We start from the raw sequence: 15,823 nt of genomic DNA, 5'->3' as shown, positions 1-15,823 counted from the left end.
GCTTATGTTCTCGGGGAATCTAAGGGTTGAGTCGGCCGACGCCATAGGGCAGCGTGGTACGCGCATGTACCGCGGGGTGTTCGAAAGGTGTTGGAGTGGCCGAGAAGACTAGTGATCCGGTGCTGCTGCCGCCGGTGGTGCCCATCCCCACCTTCTTGACGGTGCTGCTCTTCCTCTTCGGCCGCAAGGGCGCCTTCCGGGCGGTGCACCGCCGCTACCGCGGTGCGTTCACGGTGCGCCTGCCGGTCGTCGGGCAAGCGGTAGTGATCAGCGACCCGGCGTTGGCGAAGAACCTGTTCACCACCAGCAGCGACCTGGCGGCCCGGGCCAACAATCTGGGGGCGGTGCTGGGACCCGGATCGACGTTCAGCCTGGCGGGCGCCGAGCACCTTCGCCGGCGCAAGCTGCTGGTGCCGCCGTTCCACGGCAGACGGATGACCGGATATGAGTCGATCGTCGAGGAGGAGACGCTCCGCGAGGTTGCGACCTGGCCCGAGGGGCGGGAGTTCGCCACCCAGCCGTCGATGATGCGCATCACCCTCAACGTGGTCCTGCGGGCGGTCTTCGGTGCTGAGGGCGCCGAGTTCGACGAACTGCGCAAGATCCTGCCCTCACTGGTGGAGCTGGGGTCACGGTTGGCGGTACTGCCGCCGCGGATCCGCCGCGACTACGGTCCGCTCAGCCCCGGGGGGCGCTACGGCTTCTACCGGCGGCGATACGACGCATTGATCGAAAGACTGATCGCCCGAGCACGCCAGGACCCCGATTTCGCCGAGCGCACCGACGTGCTGTCCCTGCTGTTGGCGGCGCGCTACGACGATGGGGAACCCATCAGCGACGCGCACATCGCCGACGAGCTGCTTACTCTGCTGGCTGCGGGCCACGAAACGACGGCGACCACTCTGGCGTGGGCGGTGGAGCGCATTCGCCGTCACCCGGACCTGTTGGAGCGTCTGGCGGCAGAGGCCGACGCCGGCGGCTCGGAGCTGCTGCAGGCCGTGGTGTGGGAAGTGCAGCGGACCCGTCCGGTGGTCGAGGGAACCGGGCGCCTCACCCACGCACGGATCAGGCTGGGGCCGTGGGTGATCCCCGAGGGACGCATGGTGGTGGTGCCCTTCCGGATGCTGCACCTCTCTGCGGAGCACTACGAGGATCCTGAGCTGTTCAACCCGGACCGGTTCGTGGGCAACCCGCCCGACACCACCTTCTGGGTTCCCTACGGCGGCGGGGTGAACCGTTGTGTCGGAGCGGCATTCGCCAACATGGAGATGCTGGTGACGCTGCGCACCCTGTTGCGCGAGTTCGACTTCGTCACCACCACCGCACCAGGAGAGCGCAACCGCTCCCGGGGTGTGACCACCGCGGCCGCGCGCGGGGGCCGAGCGGTGGTGCGGCGGCGGCGCACCGACGCCCGCCTCACCCCAGTAGGCAGCGCAGCTGGCGTTTGAGCACCTTGCCGTAGCTGTTCTTGGGCAGCGCGTCGACGAACTCGTAGCGCTTGGGCCGTTTGAACCGTGCGATGCGTTCCAGCAGGTGACTGTCCAACTCGGCGACGGACGCGTTGCCGACGATGAAGGCGACCACGATCTCGCCCCACTCGGGGTCGGGTGCGCCCACCACGCCGGCCTCGATGACGCCGGGATGGCTCAGCAGTGCCTCTTCGACTTCGCGCGGGTAGATGTTGCTGCCCCCGCTGATCACCACATCCTTCGAGCGGTCCCGCAGGGTCAGACAGCCGCGGGCATCGAATGAACCCTTGTCGCCGGTGAACAGCCAGCCATCCCGGATGGCGTCAGCGGTGGCGTCCGGGTTGTTCCAGTAGCCGGCCATGACGACATCGCCGCGGCAGACGATCTCCCCGACCTCGCCGGCGGGTGCTCGGGTGCCGTCGTCGCGCAGCACCGCGACCTCGACCCCGGTGCGCGGCCAGCCGACCGAGCTCAGGGTCGCGTCGTCGCCGAGGTGATCGGCGCGCGCCAGGCCGGTGATCGTCATGGGTGCCTCGCCCTGGCCGTAGAGCTGGGCGAACACCGGGCCGAAGGCGGTCATCGCCCGCTTCAGGTCCTCGAGATACATCGGCCCGCCGCCGTAGACGATGGTGCGCAGGTTGGCCGGCCGTTGCCGGCCGGTGGCCACCAGGCGGCCCACCATGGTCGGCGCCAGGAACGCGGAGGCCCCCGGATGGTGGTCGCACAGGTCGAGGAACTCCGAGGCGTCGAACGAGCCCGATGCCGGCACCACCTGGCGGGCTCCGCGCGCGACGTAGGGCGCGATGTAGAGCCCCGATCCGTGCGACATCGGCGCGCCGTGGATCAGGCTGCAGTCGGCGTCGGGGTCATCCAAGTCGGCCAGATGCGCCACCGTCATCGCCATCAGGTTGCGGTGGGTGAGCATGGCGCCCTTCGAGCGCCCGGTGGTGCCGCTGGTGTAGAACAGCCACGCCAGCCGCGACGGATCCGGGTTGGCCTCTGCCGTGGGCGGACCCGAGAACCGGTCCAGATATGCGGCACCGCCGATGGTCTCGACGGGGGCGGCGACGGCGGCGGTCAGCCCCTCGGCCAGCTTCGGTGACGCGAAGACCAGCGCGGCACCGGCGTCGTCGATGATCTGCGCCATCTCGCGCGGGTGCAGCTTGTAGTTGAGCGGAACCACCACGCAGTCGGCGGCCCAGGTGGCGAACATCAGCTCGATGATCTCCGGCCGGTTCTCGCTGGCGATCGCGATCCGCGCGCCGGCTCCCGCCGCCCCGCGCAGCGATGTGGCCAACCGTCGTGCGCGATCGGCCAGCTCGCTCCAGGTGTGCAGTCGGCGCTCGCCGAGATAGACCGCACCCCGCTCACCGAACCGGGACGCGGCCTGGTCCAGCAGCGTGAACAGGTTCACGGTGCCACCCAGTCGGAGTCGAGGCCGAAGTCGGACAGGTATTTGGTCGAGCTCCACCCGCCGTCGACGACGATGGTCTGCCCGTTGATGAACGAGCCGGCCTCCGAGCACAGGAAGGCCACCGTTGCCGCGATGTCATCCACCCGGCCCAGCCGCGGAGACGGCGTCATCTCGGTGTTGAGCTTGCGGAACCGGTTGTCGGTCAGGCGTTGTTCGACCATCGGGGTGACGGTGACACCGGGGGCCACGGCGTTGCACCGGATGCCCTGGGCGCCGTACTGGCAGGCGATGTGGGTGGTCAGCGCGGTCAGCCCGCCCTTGGCGGCCGAGTACGCCCCGCCGCGCAGCCCGCCCACCACCGCGAAGGTGGAGGTGATGTTGATGATCGCCGACCCGGGCTGCAGGTGCGGCAGCACGTCCCGCGCCAGCCGGAACGGTGCCCGCAGCATGAGGTTGAGGAAGTGGTCCAGGGTCTCGTCGTCGGTTTCGTGCAACGGCTTGGGGCTGCCGATCCCGGCATTGTTGATCAGGTAATCCACCCGCCCCCACCGGGACAGGGCGGCGTCGACGATCTGCTGTGGTGCGGCGTCGGTGGTCAGATCGACCGCCAGCGTGGCGATCCGGTCGGGATCGACACCCGCGGCCGTCAGTGTCTGCGTCAACCCGGCCAGGCGCCCCTCATCACGGCCGGTCGCCAACACCGCCATACCGGACTCGGCAAGCTTTGCCGCGCAGCCGAACCCGATTCCGCTGCTGGCTCCGGTCACTATCGCCACCTGCATGATCTACTCACCTACCTCTGCGCGGGACAGCTCCGCCCGGATCTGCTGTTTGACCACTTTGCCGGCGTCGTTGCGGGGCAACGCATCCCAGATCAACACCTGTTCGGGGGTTTTGAACAGTGCCACGCCGTGTTCGGTCAGCATGGCGCGCAGCTCGGCGACATCCGGTGGGGCCGGGCCGGCCGGCACGATCACCGCGCAGGCGCGCTCGCCGGTGCGCGCATCGGGGATCCCGACCACGGCGACCTCGGCGATCTGCGGATGCCCGATCAGGATGTCCTCCACTTCCCGTGCGGAGATGTTCTCGCCGTTGCGGATGATCACGTCCTTGAGCCGCCCGGTGACCAACAGATAGTCGCCATCGACCCACCGGCCCAGATCGCCGGTGGCGAAGTAGCCCAGTTCGTCGAAGCAGCCGTGTTCGTCGTCGCGGCGTTGGTAGCCCACCAGCATCTGCGGCCCGCGGACATAGATCTCTCCATCGCCCGGCGGGGCAGCGGGGTGCGGGACCAGCTTGATGTCGGCGATCCCGGCCCGCCCGTCGGTCTCGGCGGCGTGGGCGAGGTCATCGGAGTCCAGCGACCCGACCGTGCTGACTGGAACCTCGCTGGATCCGTACACCCGGGTGATAACGGCGGTGTGAAAGTAGCCGGCCGCTTCGCGGATCAACGATGCCGGAACCGACGCGCCGCCGCAGATGAACAGCTTGAGATCGGGCAGGCGGGTGCCGGTATCGCGGGCGGCGGCAAGTAACTGGGTCAGAAACGGCGTCGCCCCCGCCACGTGGGTGCAGTGCTCGGTGAGCATGAGCGTTATCGCCGCGTCGGGGTTCCAGACATCCATCAACACCGCGGTGGCGCCCAGCAGCAACGGGGCCTCGAACGCATAGATCGATCCGCCGATATGGGCGATGGGGGAGGGCACCAGAAAAGTGGAGCCCGGTTCGATCATCCAGTGCCGGCCCAGCTGGCGGATCAAGGCGTTGATCGAGTTATGAGTGTGGAGAACACCTTTCGGATGCCCCGTGGTGCCCGATGTATACAGCAGTAACCGGACGGCGTCGGCATCCACCTTGGGCAGCGCAGTGGGCTGCCCGGCGCCGTGCATCAGGGTGCGGTAGTCGGTGTGGCTGCTCGCGGGCCCGCGAACCACCACCACCTCGGGTGCCTCGCGCAGCGACGCGGTCACCCGGGTCAGCATCGCCGCGTAGTCGTGACCGCGGAACTGCCCGGGTATGAACAGCATTCGGGTGTCCGAGTCGGCCACGATGAAGGCAAGTTCCGCATCGCGCAGCGACGGCAGGATCGGGTTGACCACCATGCCGGCCAGCGTCGCGGCCAGATACACCACGGCGGCCTCATGCCAGTTCGGCAGCATGAACGACACCACGCTGCCGGTGGGCATCCGCGCCAGCAGTGCACCGGCCAGGGTCGCCGCCCGGGCGTGCAGCTCCCGGCAGGTCAAGCGGGTGTCACCGTCGATCAGCAGGACCCGGTCGGGGTTCTGCTCGGCGGCCTCTCGCAACGTATCGGCCAGTGTGGTCGAAACCCACAGGCCCGCAGCGTAAGCGTCGGCGGCCTGTTCGGCGGTGAGGCGGGTTGTCACGGGCCGCTCGGTCCCGGCACCCGGTGCAGAGTCATCGAGTAGCGGTAGTCGTCGCCGGCATGGGTGTTCACCGTGACCTGTGCGATCTCACCCTCGGAGGTGGTGTAGCTGCGCTGCATCTGCAACCCCGCGGTGCCGGGCTCGACGGCCAGCGCGGTGCTGAGTTCGGAGGAGAGGATCACCGCCCGGATGTGCTGGCGGACTTCGACGACGCTGACCCCGAACACATCCTCGATCAGGGGAAAGATCGGGCCGGTATGCCGCTGCAGCAATCGGCCCACTCCGGCGAACGCGCGATTGATGTAGTACTCGGTCGCGCAGATCGGTGCGGCCTGGCCCTGGGCGCGGCGGTTGCCCCGCACCGCCAGCCACTCGGTGCCCACCGGCAGACCGGTGCGGGCGGCGGCATCCGCGTCGAGGGTGACCATGGCATTGGAGTCGATCTCGAACTGGGCGCCGGCCGCGAACGCCACCAGGTCATCGATCGAGACCACGTCTTGGGCATAGCAGTTGGTCGCGGTGCGGGGGATCACCACGGTGCCCGCGCGGGGACGCGAGACCACCAGGTTGTCCTCGCGCAGCCGCCGCAGCGCTTCGCGGACCGTGTAGCGACTGACGGTGAACCGTTCGCACAGTTCGTGTTCGGTGGGCAGCTGCGAGCCGATCGGATAGACGCCGTCGGCGATCTCCTTGCGCAGCGTCCGCGCGACCTTCAGGTAGCGGTGGTCGGTCACGGGCCGACCGGGTGCAGAGCCAGCACGCTGCCATCACCGTCTGCCGAGACGAACAGGGTGCCGTTGCGGCTGCGGGCGATGCCGGCGAACGGGCCCTGGGGGCCGGAGAACGGCGGCATTCCGTTGAGCGGCTTGGGTGTCACGCCCGGCGGCGGACCGATCGGCAGCCCCTCGGCGATCACCTGCTGAGTCCCGGTGTCGAGGTCGACGGCCAGCACTTGGCGGGTGCCGGCGTCGACGACGTACAGCGTGCGGCCTGCCCGCGTGATCCCCTGCGGCCGAACGAGTCCCTCGATCACCGGCTGGACTTCCGAACCGCTGATGCGCACTACCCGACCGGCGCCGGATTCGGCCACCAGATAGGTCCCGTCACCGGCGCTCTCGATCCCGACCGGACCGGCCAGGTCGCGGGCCAGCACGTCCACCGCGCCGGCGCGCACCCCCAGCACCCGGCCGGTGCCGAACTCGGTGACCGCGATACCGGCGGGGCCCACCGTCACCCCGTAGAGCTGGTCGAGGCCGTCGGCGAGCACCTCGCTGGACGACTGCGCCGGCAGATAGCGCGTCACCTGGCCGCCGGAGGTGGTGACGACGAATTCGCCGGTACCGACGGCGACCACGCCCCGTACGAATCCGGGGTAGCCGGGGCTGAACAGCATGCCCAGGGTTTCCAGCCGGCCGCCCTCGCCGACGGCGTAGAAGTAGGTGCCGTCGGCGACGTAGAGCCGCCCGGCGTCGTCCACGGTGAGATCCAGCGGCCAGTTCAGCCCGCCCGGCAGCACCGTGGAGGTCTGTCCCCCGCTGCTGATCTCGGTGATCTCGCCGGTGAAGTTGGAGACGAACAGCCGCCCGTCGATGATGGTGCAGTTGTCCAGGCCGGGATGCAGCTGCGCCAGCACGGTGGAGGTGCCGGTGCGCGGGTCGATGCGCAGCACCTGTCCGCTGGCGGCCTGGGTGGACACGATGAATCCGTCGGCGTCGAACTTCACCGAGTCCGGCACCCCCAGGTCGCCCGCGACCCGTTGTGGGGCCGCATCGGTGGCGAAGGGATCGATGCGCCAGATCTCGTTGGCGGTCATCACCGGGAAGTACAGCAGGCCGTCGGGTCCCACCTCCATGGCGTTGGGCGACGGCAGGTTCTCGGCCAGGATGCGTTGCGCCCCGGTGGCCCGGTCGAGTTCCATCAGGCGTCCGCCCTCGCGGCATTCGCCGACGAACAGCCGGTCTTGGTGCACGGTGACGCCGTTGGCGCAGGGCAGGTCGTCGCGCAGTACGCGGCTGCGGCCGGAGGCGTCGAGCGCACTGACCCGGGCGTCCATCACCTCGGTGGCGTACAGGGTGCCGTCGGCGTCGAAGGCGACATCGTCGGGGCCGACGACGTCGCCTCCGCGTGCGCTGACGACGGTCAGCTCGCCGCTGCTCACATCGAGTGCGCTGATCTGACTGCCGGTCACCTGCGCGATATAGACCCGGCCGTCCGGACCGGTGCGCAGCCCGTTGGCGCCGAACAGCCGGCTCGGCTCGGTGAGGCGTTCCAGCCGCCAGCCGGGTGCAGTGGAGGGGTTACCGGCCACCTCGCGGGGGAGCGGCAGGGAGGCAGTCATGACTCCGGACGTTATCAAGCCCAGTTAGTCCAGACAATAGTTCCCCGTAAGGGGTGAATCGGACCTTGACGCATGAATAACCGCTGCGGAATAGTGTTCTGCACTACGCAGAACGGAGTATTTTGTCCGAACAAATAACAGCGGCTGCCGGTGAGGCCGGTGGGAGGGCTCCGGCGCGCGGGCCGCTGCACGGCGTCCGAGTGGTCGATCTGACGACCATGGTGATGGGTCCGTACTGCACGCAGATCATGGCCGACATGGGGGCCGACGTCATCAAGGTCGAGCCCCCGGAAGGCGACGCCACCCGCTACATCTCGGCCGGTCCCGCACCCGACATGAGTGGGGTGTTCGTCAACGTCAATCGGGGCAAACGCAGCATCGTGCTGGATCTGCGCAGCGCGGCCGGGCAGACCGCGATCGCCGCGTTGATCGGTCGGGCCGATGTGTTCATTCACTCGATGCGGGCCAAGGCGGTGGCAAAGCTCGGCCTCGGCTACGCCGAGGTGGCCGCGCTCAACCCGGGGATCGTCTACACCAACTGCTATGGCTACGGGCGCCGCGGTCCGGCCGCCGACCGCCCCGCCTACGACGACACCATTCAGGCCCAATGTGGACTGCCCGCGGTGCAGGAACAACTCACCGGGCGCGCCGACTACGTCGGGACCATCATGGCCGACAAGATCGCCGGGCTGACCGCCCTCTACGCCACCATGATGGCGCTGTTTCATCGGGAACGAACCGGACAGGGCCAGGAAGTCGAAGTAGCCATGTTCGAGACCATGGCCTCGTTCATGCTCGTCGAGCACGCCAACGGCGCGATGTTCGACCCGCCGCTGGGCCCGGCCGTCTACCCGCGCACGGTGGCCCCCAACCGGCGGCCCTATGCCACCAGTGACGGACAGATCGCCGCGCTGATCTACAACGACAAGCACTGGAACGCCTTCATCGATGCGGTGCAGCCGCCCTGGGCATCCGAGCAGTACGCCACCCTGGCGCAGCGGGCCAGACAGATCGACACCATCTACGGGCTGGTGGCGCAGACCATGAAGGAGCGCACCACCGCCGCGTGGCTCGAGCTGTTCGCCGAGCTGGAAATCCCAGCGGCCCCGCTGAACTCGCCCGGGGCCCTGTTCGACGACGAGCACCTCAACGCCGTGGGCCTGTTCGAAACGGTGGACACCCCCAACGGGCCGGTGCGCTTCCCCGGGGTGCCCACCTGGCTGTCGCGGACCCCCGGCCGGGTCACCGGCCCCGCGCCGGAACTCGGCGCGCACACCGCTGCGGTGTTCGCCGAACTCGGACTCGAGCAGGGTGCGTCATGACGCCGCCGGCGACGATGCAGTGGGGGTGCCCCCAGGTGCGCAGCGCCGGGGACGGGGCTTGCGAAGCGATGCTGAGGAGTGGCGCATGACGCTGGACTTCGACATGGGGCCCCGTGCCGGCGAACTGCGGATCCAGCTGCGCGAGCTGATCGAACGGGAACTGCCCGAGCACTTCCCGGGCGCGTTCACCGACGACCCCGCAGACCTTGCTGCGGCGCAACGATTCTGCCGGGTGCTGGCGGAGCAGGACCTATTGTGCCTGTCCTGGCCGGAGGAATTCGGCGGGGCCGGCGCCTCGGTATGGGAGCAGACCGTGGTGCGCGAGGAGATGTGGGCTCACCACGAACCGCGCGGGGCGCAGTACATGGGGGTGAACTGGGTCGGGCCGATCATCATGCGGCACGGCACCCCCGAACAGCAGCGCCGTCATCTGCCACCGATCGCGGCAGGCGAGGTGATCTGGTGTCAGGGCTTCTCCGAACCCGAAGCCGGTTCCGACCTGGCCTCGCTGCGCACCTTTGCGCGCCGCGATGGTGACGGCTGGCTGATCAACGGCCAGAAGATCTGGACCTCCTACGCCACCATGGCTCAGTGGTGCTTCCTGCTGGTGCGCACCACCCGAATCGGGGAAGGCGCGGTCACCAAGAAACAACAGGGACTGACCGTGTTCCTGGTCCCGATGGACGATCCCGCCATCACCGTCCGGCCGCTGGGCACCATGATGGGCCCGCACCATCTCAACGAGGTGTTCTTCGACAACCTGCGTGTCACCGATGCCGACGTACTCGGCGAAGTCGACGCGGGCTGGTCGATCGTGGGCGACGTGATGGCCTTCGAGCGAGTCGGAATCGCCCGCTACGCACGCTGTGAGCGGTTGCTGGCCGCGGCGCCGCACGTCCTCGAGTCGCGCTGGGAGGCCCTGCCCGCCGAGGTGACCGCCCGCTGGGTGCGCATGCTCACCCACTGCCGGCGGGCCCGGCTGATGGCCTACCGGGTGGTGTCGCTGCAGGCCAGCGGCCGCATCGCCCCCGGTGACGCCGCTGCCTACCGGATCGCGGTCACCCGGCTGGACCAGGAAAGTGCTGAGGTGCTGATGGAGATCGCCGCCGAAGCCCCCGACACCCCGCAGGCGCAGTGGTATCGCCAGGAGGTCGAAGACCACTGGCGCTACTCGCAGGCGGCCACGGTGTCGTCGGGCAGCATCGAGATGCAGCGCATCCTGCTGTCCCGCGCGTTGCTGGCGGCGGGGCGATGAATCTCGAACTCGGCGCGGACGCGCAGGAATTCGGCCAGGCGGCGCGTCGCGCCTTCGAAGCGGCGGGCGGCGACGACTTGGTGCGGCGCGCCGATGCCGATCCCCGCCTGCGCGAGCAACTGGTGGAGCCGGTATTGCGTGGGCTGGGCGCCTACGAGCTCAAGCCCCGCGCCGACGCCGACGAACTCGAGGCCGCCGTTGCGCTGTGCCGGGCCGCCGGCTACTGGGCGCTGCCGTACCCGGTGGCCGAATGCCTTTCCGCACCGGATGATCTCGACGTGGACGGGCTGATCGTGGTCGCCGACCACGCTCCGGCCGGTGTGGTGGCGGGCCTGTCGAAGCGCTGGGCCACGGTCACGCTGGCCGGGGTGCGCAGCACCGTGGTGGGGCAGTCGGAAGCCGGGCCGGCGCTGGTGGCCGAGCTGACCCTGGCCGAAATCGACACCCTGGGCGCCGGTGACCTCGCGTTGGCGCTGGTGCTGCCCAGTTGGACGCTGCTGGGGATGCTCGACCGGGCAATGGATCTCACGATCACCCACGTCCGGTTGCGGGAACAGTTCGGTCAGGCGCTGTCGACGTTCCAGGGTGTCCAGTTCCAGCTCACCGACGCCGAGGTGGAGCGCGCCGGACTGGACATGCTGGCCAAGTACGCGCTGTGGAGCATCGCGACCCGGCGGCCCGAAGCGGTGGATGACGCGCTGGCACTGCGCTCGGCGGCGCTGGAGGCCGCCGAGGTGGTGTTCCGCATCTGTCACCAGCTGCACGGCGCCGTCGGATTCTGTGACGAGACCGCACTGTCGTGGCTGTCGCGCTACAGCCAGCCGCTGCGCCGCCTGCCGTGGGGGCTCTCAGCCACCCGCGACCGGCTGGCCCGCAGGGCCCACCGCACCGGCCTGACGGGACTCTACGCATGAAATACGACCTGCCCCAAGAGATCACCGTGACCGGCGACGGCCCGGTCCGCACCGTCACGATCAATCGGCCCGACGAGCTGAACAGTGTCAACGCCAACCTGCATTGGGGCCTGGCCAATGTCTGGCGCCAATTGGCCGCCGACAAGACGATCCGGGTCGTGGTGCTGACCGGCGCCGGGCGGGCGTTCTCCGCCGGCGGCGACCTGAACTGGATCACCACCTTCCTCGACGACGAAGTCGCCCGAGACGAGAGCATCCGCGAGGGGGCTCAGATCGTCGAAGAGATGCTGCGCTTCCCGCTGCCGATCATCGCGGCCGTCAACGGTCCCGCCGTCGGGTTGGGCTGCAGCGTGGCGGTGCTCTGCGACATCGTGTTGATTTCGCAGCAGGCCTATCTGGCCGATCCCCACGTAGCCGTCGGCTTGGTCGCCGGTGACGGCGGAGCCGCCCTGTGGCCGCTGATCACCCCGATCCTGCGATCCCGCGAATACCTCTACACCGGTGATCGCATCGACGCCGACACCGCCGTCGAACTCGGACTGGCCAGCCGCACGGTGGCTCCCGAAGAGCTGCTGCCGCAAGCACATCAGTTGGCCGCCCGCCTGGCGGCACAGCCGACCGAGGCGCTGCAGGGCACCAAGCGAGTGGTCAACATGTATCTGTCACAGGTGCTGGCCGGGCCGCTGCAAGCAGGGTTCGCCGCCGAGGTGGCGACCATGAAGTCCGACGAACACCGGCAGCGGCTGCTCGCCTTCGCAGAGCGGGCGAACCTGCGATGACGGCGTCCCAGGAGACCGCTGATTTCCGCGCGCACGTCCGCCAGTGGTGCCGCGACAACATCCCCGCAGACTGGCGCCGCGCCCAGACCGGGGTGAGCGATGCTGAGTTCGTCGACTTCCAGCGCCGCTGGTTCGCCACCCTGCACAGCGCGGGCTTCGCGGTTCCGCACTGGCCCCGCGAGTGGGGCGGTGGGATGTCTGTGGCCGATCAGGCCGTGCTGTACCAGGAACTCGCCGCCCACGACGCGCCCCGGCTGGTGCTGGCCTTCGTCGGCATCCACCACGCGGCGGCGACGCTGCTGGCCGCCGGCACCGACGAACAGCGCCGCCGGCACCTGCCGGCGATCCTCGAGGGCGAGATCTGGGTGCAGGGCTTCTCCGAGCCGGAGGCCGGCTCGGACCTGGCATCGCTGCGTACCACCGCCCGCCGGGTGGGCGACAACTATGTCATCAACGGCCAGAAGTTGTGGGCCAGCGGTGCGAGCCACGCGCAGTGGTGTCTGCTGCTGGCACGTACCGACCCGGACGCCCCCAAACGCAAAGGGATCTCGTACTTCCTGCTGGACATGGCCACCCCCGGCGTGCAGGTGCGGCCGATCCGCAACGCCGTCGGCGACCAGCACTTCTGCGAGATCTTCCTCGACGACGTGGTGATCCCGGCAGCCAACCTGATCGGGGCGGAGAACGCCGGCTGGCAGGTGGCGCAGGCGACCCTGGGCGCCGAGCGCGGCATGACCATGTTCGAACTCGCCGAGCGCTTGGGCTGTGCCGGTTTTCGGTGGCTGGTGCAGGCCGCCCCGAGCGACGACCCGGTGGTGGCCGACCGGCTGGCGCAGCTGGAAACCGAGGTCACCGGACTGCGCGGCATGTGCCGTCAGCTGGTGCACGACGTCGAGGCCGGCACCGCCGGCCCGGCCGACGCGTCGATCGTGAAGCTCTTCTACAGCGAGCTGCTGCAGCGGCTCACCGACTTCGGTGCCGAGATCGGTGGGCCGGCAGCCCACACCGTGCTGGACAAACCCCTGTCCAGCGGCTGGGAATCGGGATCGTGGGTACTGGACTTCATCGGGTCCTGGGAATGGACCATCCCCGGCGGCTCCAGCGAGATTCAGCGCACCATCATCGGCGAGCGCGGACTCGGCCTGCCCAGAGAGCCGAGCATGCCGTGACCCCCACCGATTTCGCCGAACTGCACGACGACCTGCGTGCGCTGGCCGCCGACGTACTGGGCCGTGACCGGGTAGTCGACTGGCCCACCGTCATCGAGGCCGGTTGGGTGGGCCTGGAGGTTCCCGAAGCCCTCGGCGGTGCGGGGGCCGGCTTCGCCGAAGTCGCGGTGATCTGTCAGGAGCTGGGACGCGCCGCGGCGCCGATACCCTATCTGGGCTCTGCGGTGCTGGCGGTGGGCATGCTGAACAGCTTGGCGGACAGTGCGATCCGGGATGGACTGCTGGCCGACGTCGCCGGCGGACGGGCCCGAGTCGCCGCAGTGATAGGGGGATCGTTCACCCTCGACGCCGATCAGCGCCTGAGCGGTCAGGCAGAATTCGTGCCGGACGCCGACGGCGCAGACCGGCTGCTGGTGGCGGCCACCGACGCGTCCGGGGCCGATGTCGCGGTCATCGTCGACACGCTCACGCTCACCGATCAACCGGTGCTCGACGAGACCCGCCGCGTCGCCACCGTCACCGCCGACGGAATCGAGGTGCCCGACGCCGCGGTGCTGCGGTTCACCGGCAGAACAGCAGACCTCGAACAGCGGGCGGCAGTCGCGGTGGCATGCGACAGCCTCGGCCTGGCCGAGGCCATGCTCGCCGCAACCGTGTCCTATGCACAGACACGGCAACAGTTCGGCCGGCCCATCGGCTCCTTTCAGGTCGTCAAACACGCCTGCGCCGACATGCTGGTGAAAGTCACCGTGGCCCGCACCCTGGTGCGCGACGCAGTCAACGCCGTGGCTGCCCACGCATCCGACGGATCAGACGTGGGCGCCGCCGTGGCCATGGCGAAGTCCTACACCTGCGCTGCCGCCGTCGATGTGGTCGGCAAAGCACTGCAACTGCATGGCGGCATCGGTTACACGTGGGAGAGCGGCATCCACGTCTACCTCAAGCGCGCCACGTTCAACCGGTCGTTGTTCGGATCCCCGGCAGCGCACCGTCGTCGGTTATCTCAACGTTATTAACAAGTCAAGCAAGGAGTTTCGACTGTGGGTGTGCCCGTTTATCGCCGGATCCTGGAACTGTTCGAGGCCGAAGGCGTCAACACGCTGTTCGGGATTCCCGACCCCAACTTCGTGCACATGTTCGTCGAGGCCGAAAAGCGCGGCTGGTCGGTGGTGGCACCGCATCACGAGGAGAGCGCCGGATTCATGGCCGAAGCCGCCTCACGGATGACGGGCCGGCCGGGCCTGTGCATCGGCACCCTGGGCCCGGGGGTGGCCAACATCGCCGGCGCCATGATGTGCGCGCGGGTGGAGAACTCCCCGGTGGTGTTCTTAGGCGGTCAGCGTGCCCGCATCACCGAGCGCCGGGTGCGGCGCGGGCGTATCCAATTCGTCCGCCAGGAAGAGCTTTTCACGCCGTCGGTGAAGTACAGCGCGTCGATCGAATACGCCGACCAGACCGATGAGATCGTGCACGAGGCCATCCGTCGTGCCATGTCGGGCACGCCCGGACCGGCCTATATCGAATACCCGTCGCACGTCATCCTCGAAGAACTCGACGTCGCCGAACCGCCGCAGCCGCACCGCTACCGGTTGGTGAACCAGCGGGCCGGCGCACCCGAGGTCGCGCAGGCCGCCGAGATCATCGCCCAGGCATCCAGTCCGATTCTGCTGGTGGGCCACGGGGTGCACACCTCGCGCAGCGCCGCCGCGGTCGCCGAGCTGGCCGAGCTGATGGCCTGCCCGGTGATCCAGACCTCCGGCGGTACCGCGTTCATCCCGGGCCTAGAAGATCGCACCTTCCCCTACGGCTTCTCCACCGCGGCCGTGGAGGCCGTCGTCGGCTCGGACGTCTGCGTCGCGCTGGGGACCGAGCTGGGCGAGCCGGTGCACTACGGCACCACCCGGCACTGGGCGGAGAAGAACGGCGAGCGCAAGTGGATCTACGTCGAGCAGGACCCGCTGGCGATCGGGGTGAACCGGCCGGTGGACGTGGCTCTGGTGGGAGATCTGCGGGGCATTGTGCCGCAGCTCGTGGAGGCACTCAAAGACCGTCCCCGCTCCGCGTCAGCCGACCTGGACCGGTGGATCAAACAGGACGCCGACCAGCTCGCCGAACTGGCCGAGACCGCACCGGCCGGTCGTTCCCCGGTGCACCCGGCGCGCTTCGTGGTCGAGGCCACCAAGGCGTTCCCCGCGGACGGCATCATGGTCCGCGACGGCGGCGCCACTGTGATCTTCCAGTGGACCTATTCACAGGCCAAGCCGCATGACGTGATGTGGAACCAGAACTTCGGGCACCTGGGCACCGGGCTGCCCTATGCCGTGGGTGCCTCGGTCGCCGAGGGCGGCAAGCGTCCGGTGATGCTGCTGACCAGCGACTCGGCGTTTCTGTTCCACATCGCCGAGCTGGAGACCGCGGCCCGGCTGGGCCTGCCGCTGGTCTGTGTGGTGGGCGTGGACCATCAATGGGGCCTGGAAGTCGGCGTCTACAAGCGGACGTTCGAGCAGCCCTCGCCGCAGCCCGGCGTGCACTGGGGCAAGGACGTCCGGTTCGACAAGATCGCCGAGGGCATGGGTGCTCGCGGGGAGTTCGTCGACGACGAAACGCAGATCGGGCCGGCCATCGAGCGGGCGTTCGCCGCCGGCGGGACGGCGGTGATCCACGTCTGTATCGACCCCAAGGCCAACTCCGAAGAGATGCCCAACTACGCCGAATTCCGTACCTGGTACGCCGAAGGAACGCAGTAGCGAGAATGTTATTCTCTTTTCCGGCTAAC

General features: G+C 68.9%; 13 protein-coding genes. 8 read left to right on the top strand and 5 right to left on the bottom strand.

Features of this window, described 5'->3' with window-relative positions; translation table 11 throughout:
- Window positions 1–95: 95 nt before the first annotated feature.
- Window positions 96–1,448 carry a cytochrome P450 gene (locus AWC18_RS06845; protein ID WP_085138188.1) on the top strand — a complete coding sequence of 451 codons (1,353 nt, stop codon included), beginning with the start codon at window positions 96–98 and terminating at the stop codon, window positions 1,446–1,448.
- On the opposite strand, the gene AWC18_RS06840 is transcribed toward AWC18_RS06845, so the two are convergent.
- Genes AWC18_RS06840 through AWC18_RS06820 form a run of 5 tightly spaced genes read right to left on the bottom strand, consistent with a single transcriptional unit; the run spans window position 1,417 to window position 7,608 of the window.
- Entirely contained in the window at window positions 1,417–2,883 is a 1,467-nt protein-coding gene (locus AWC18_RS06840; protein WP_085138187.1) for an AMP-binding protein, read from the bottom strand. The two genes, AWC18_RS06845 and AWC18_RS06840, sit on opposite strands and share 32 nt — an antisense overlap.
- Window positions 2,880–3,665 (bottom strand): SDR family NAD(P)-dependent oxidoreductase, encoded by a 786-nt coding sequence (locus AWC18_RS06835; RefSeq protein WP_085138186.1) that lies wholly within the window; start codon window positions 3,663–3,665, stop codon window positions 2,880–2,882. The genes AWC18_RS06840 and AWC18_RS06835 overlap by 4 nt, the downstream gene beginning before the upstream one ends.
- A gap of 3 nt (window positions 3,666–3,668) precedes the next feature.
- On the bottom strand, window positions 3,669–5,270 hold the full coding sequence (locus tag AWC18_RS06830; RefSeq protein ID WP_085138185.1) for an AMP-binding protein: 1,602 nt from the start codon (window positions 5,268–5,270) through the stop codon (window positions 3,669–3,671).
- Window positions 5,267–6,004 (bottom strand): GntR family transcriptional regulator, encoded by a 738-nt coding sequence (locus AWC18_RS06825; protein WP_085138184.1) that lies wholly within the window; start codon window positions 6,002–6,004, stop codon window positions 5,267–5,269. Before AWC18_RS06825 ends, AWC18_RS06830 begins: the two co-directional genes overlap by 4 nt.
- The gene (locus AWC18_RS06820) at window positions 6,001–7,608 is read right to left on the bottom strand and encodes a Vgb family protein (protein WP_085138183.1); all 1,608 of its coding nucleotides are present in this window, start codon (window positions 7,606–7,608) and stop codon (window positions 6,001–6,003) included. The genes AWC18_RS06825 and AWC18_RS06820 overlap by 4 nt, the downstream gene beginning before the upstream one ends.
- 185 nt (window positions 7,609–7,793) lie before the next feature.
- Here AWC18_RS06820 and AWC18_RS06815 point away from each other — a divergent pair, with 185 nt between their 5' ends.
- The 7 genes from AWC18_RS06815 (at window position 7,794) to AWC18_RS06785 (ending at window position 15,794) form a co-directional block, all read left to right on the top strand.
- The gene (locus tag AWC18_RS06815) at window positions 7,794–8,930 is read left to right on the top strand and encodes a CaiB/BaiF CoA transferase family protein (protein ID WP_085138264.1); all 1,137 of its coding nucleotides are present in this window, start codon (window positions 7,794–7,796) and stop codon (window positions 8,928–8,930) included.
- A gap of 85 nt (window positions 8,931–9,015) precedes the next feature.
- Window positions 9,016–10,185 (top strand): acyl-CoA dehydrogenase family protein, encoded by a 1,170-nt coding sequence (locus tag AWC18_RS06810; protein WP_085138182.1) that lies wholly within the window; start codon window positions 9,016–9,018, stop codon window positions 10,183–10,185.
- Complete coding sequence (locus AWC18_RS06805; protein ID WP_085138181.1) at window positions 10,182–11,099, top strand: acyl-CoA dehydrogenase family protein; 918 nt, start codon at window positions 10,182–10,184, stop codon at window positions 11,097–11,099. The genes AWC18_RS06810 and AWC18_RS06805 overlap by 4 nt, the downstream gene beginning before the upstream one ends.
- The gene (locus AWC18_RS06800; protein WP_085138180.1) at window positions 11,096–11,878 is read left to right on the top strand and encodes an enoyl-CoA hydratase/isomerase family protein; all 783 of its coding nucleotides are present in this window, start codon (window positions 11,096–11,098) and stop codon (window positions 11,876–11,878) included. The genes AWC18_RS06805 and AWC18_RS06800 overlap by 4 nt, the downstream gene beginning before the upstream one ends.
- Window positions 11,875–13,047, top strand: coding sequence for an acyl-CoA dehydrogenase family protein (locus AWC18_RS06795; protein ID WP_085138179.1), 1,173 nt, complete (start codon window positions 11,875–11,877; stop codon window positions 13,045–13,047). The genes AWC18_RS06800 and AWC18_RS06795 overlap by 4 nt, the downstream gene beginning before the upstream one ends.
- Window positions 13,044–14,063, top strand: a complete 1,020-nt coding sequence (locus tag AWC18_RS06790; protein ID WP_234806446.1) for an acyl-CoA dehydrogenase family protein — start codon at window positions 13,044–13,046, stop codon at window positions 14,061–14,063. Before AWC18_RS06795 ends, AWC18_RS06790 begins: the two co-directional genes overlap by 4 nt.
- A gap of 24 nt (window positions 14,064–14,087) precedes the next feature.
- Entirely contained in the window at window positions 14,088–15,794 is a 1,707-nt protein-coding gene (locus tag AWC18_RS06785; protein WP_064998707.1) for a thiamine pyrophosphate-binding protein, read from the top strand.
- Window positions 15,795–15,823 lie beyond the last annotated feature (29 nt).

This window comes from Mycolicibacter nonchromogenicus (genome assembly GCF_002101775.1).
Classification (GTDB): Bacteria; Actinomycetota; Actinomycetes; order Mycobacteriales; family Mycobacteriaceae; genus Mycobacterium; species Mycobacterium nonchromogenicum.
Note: the sequence above shows the minus strand (reverse complement) of the source record. Positions and strands in the feature narration are given on the sequence as shown.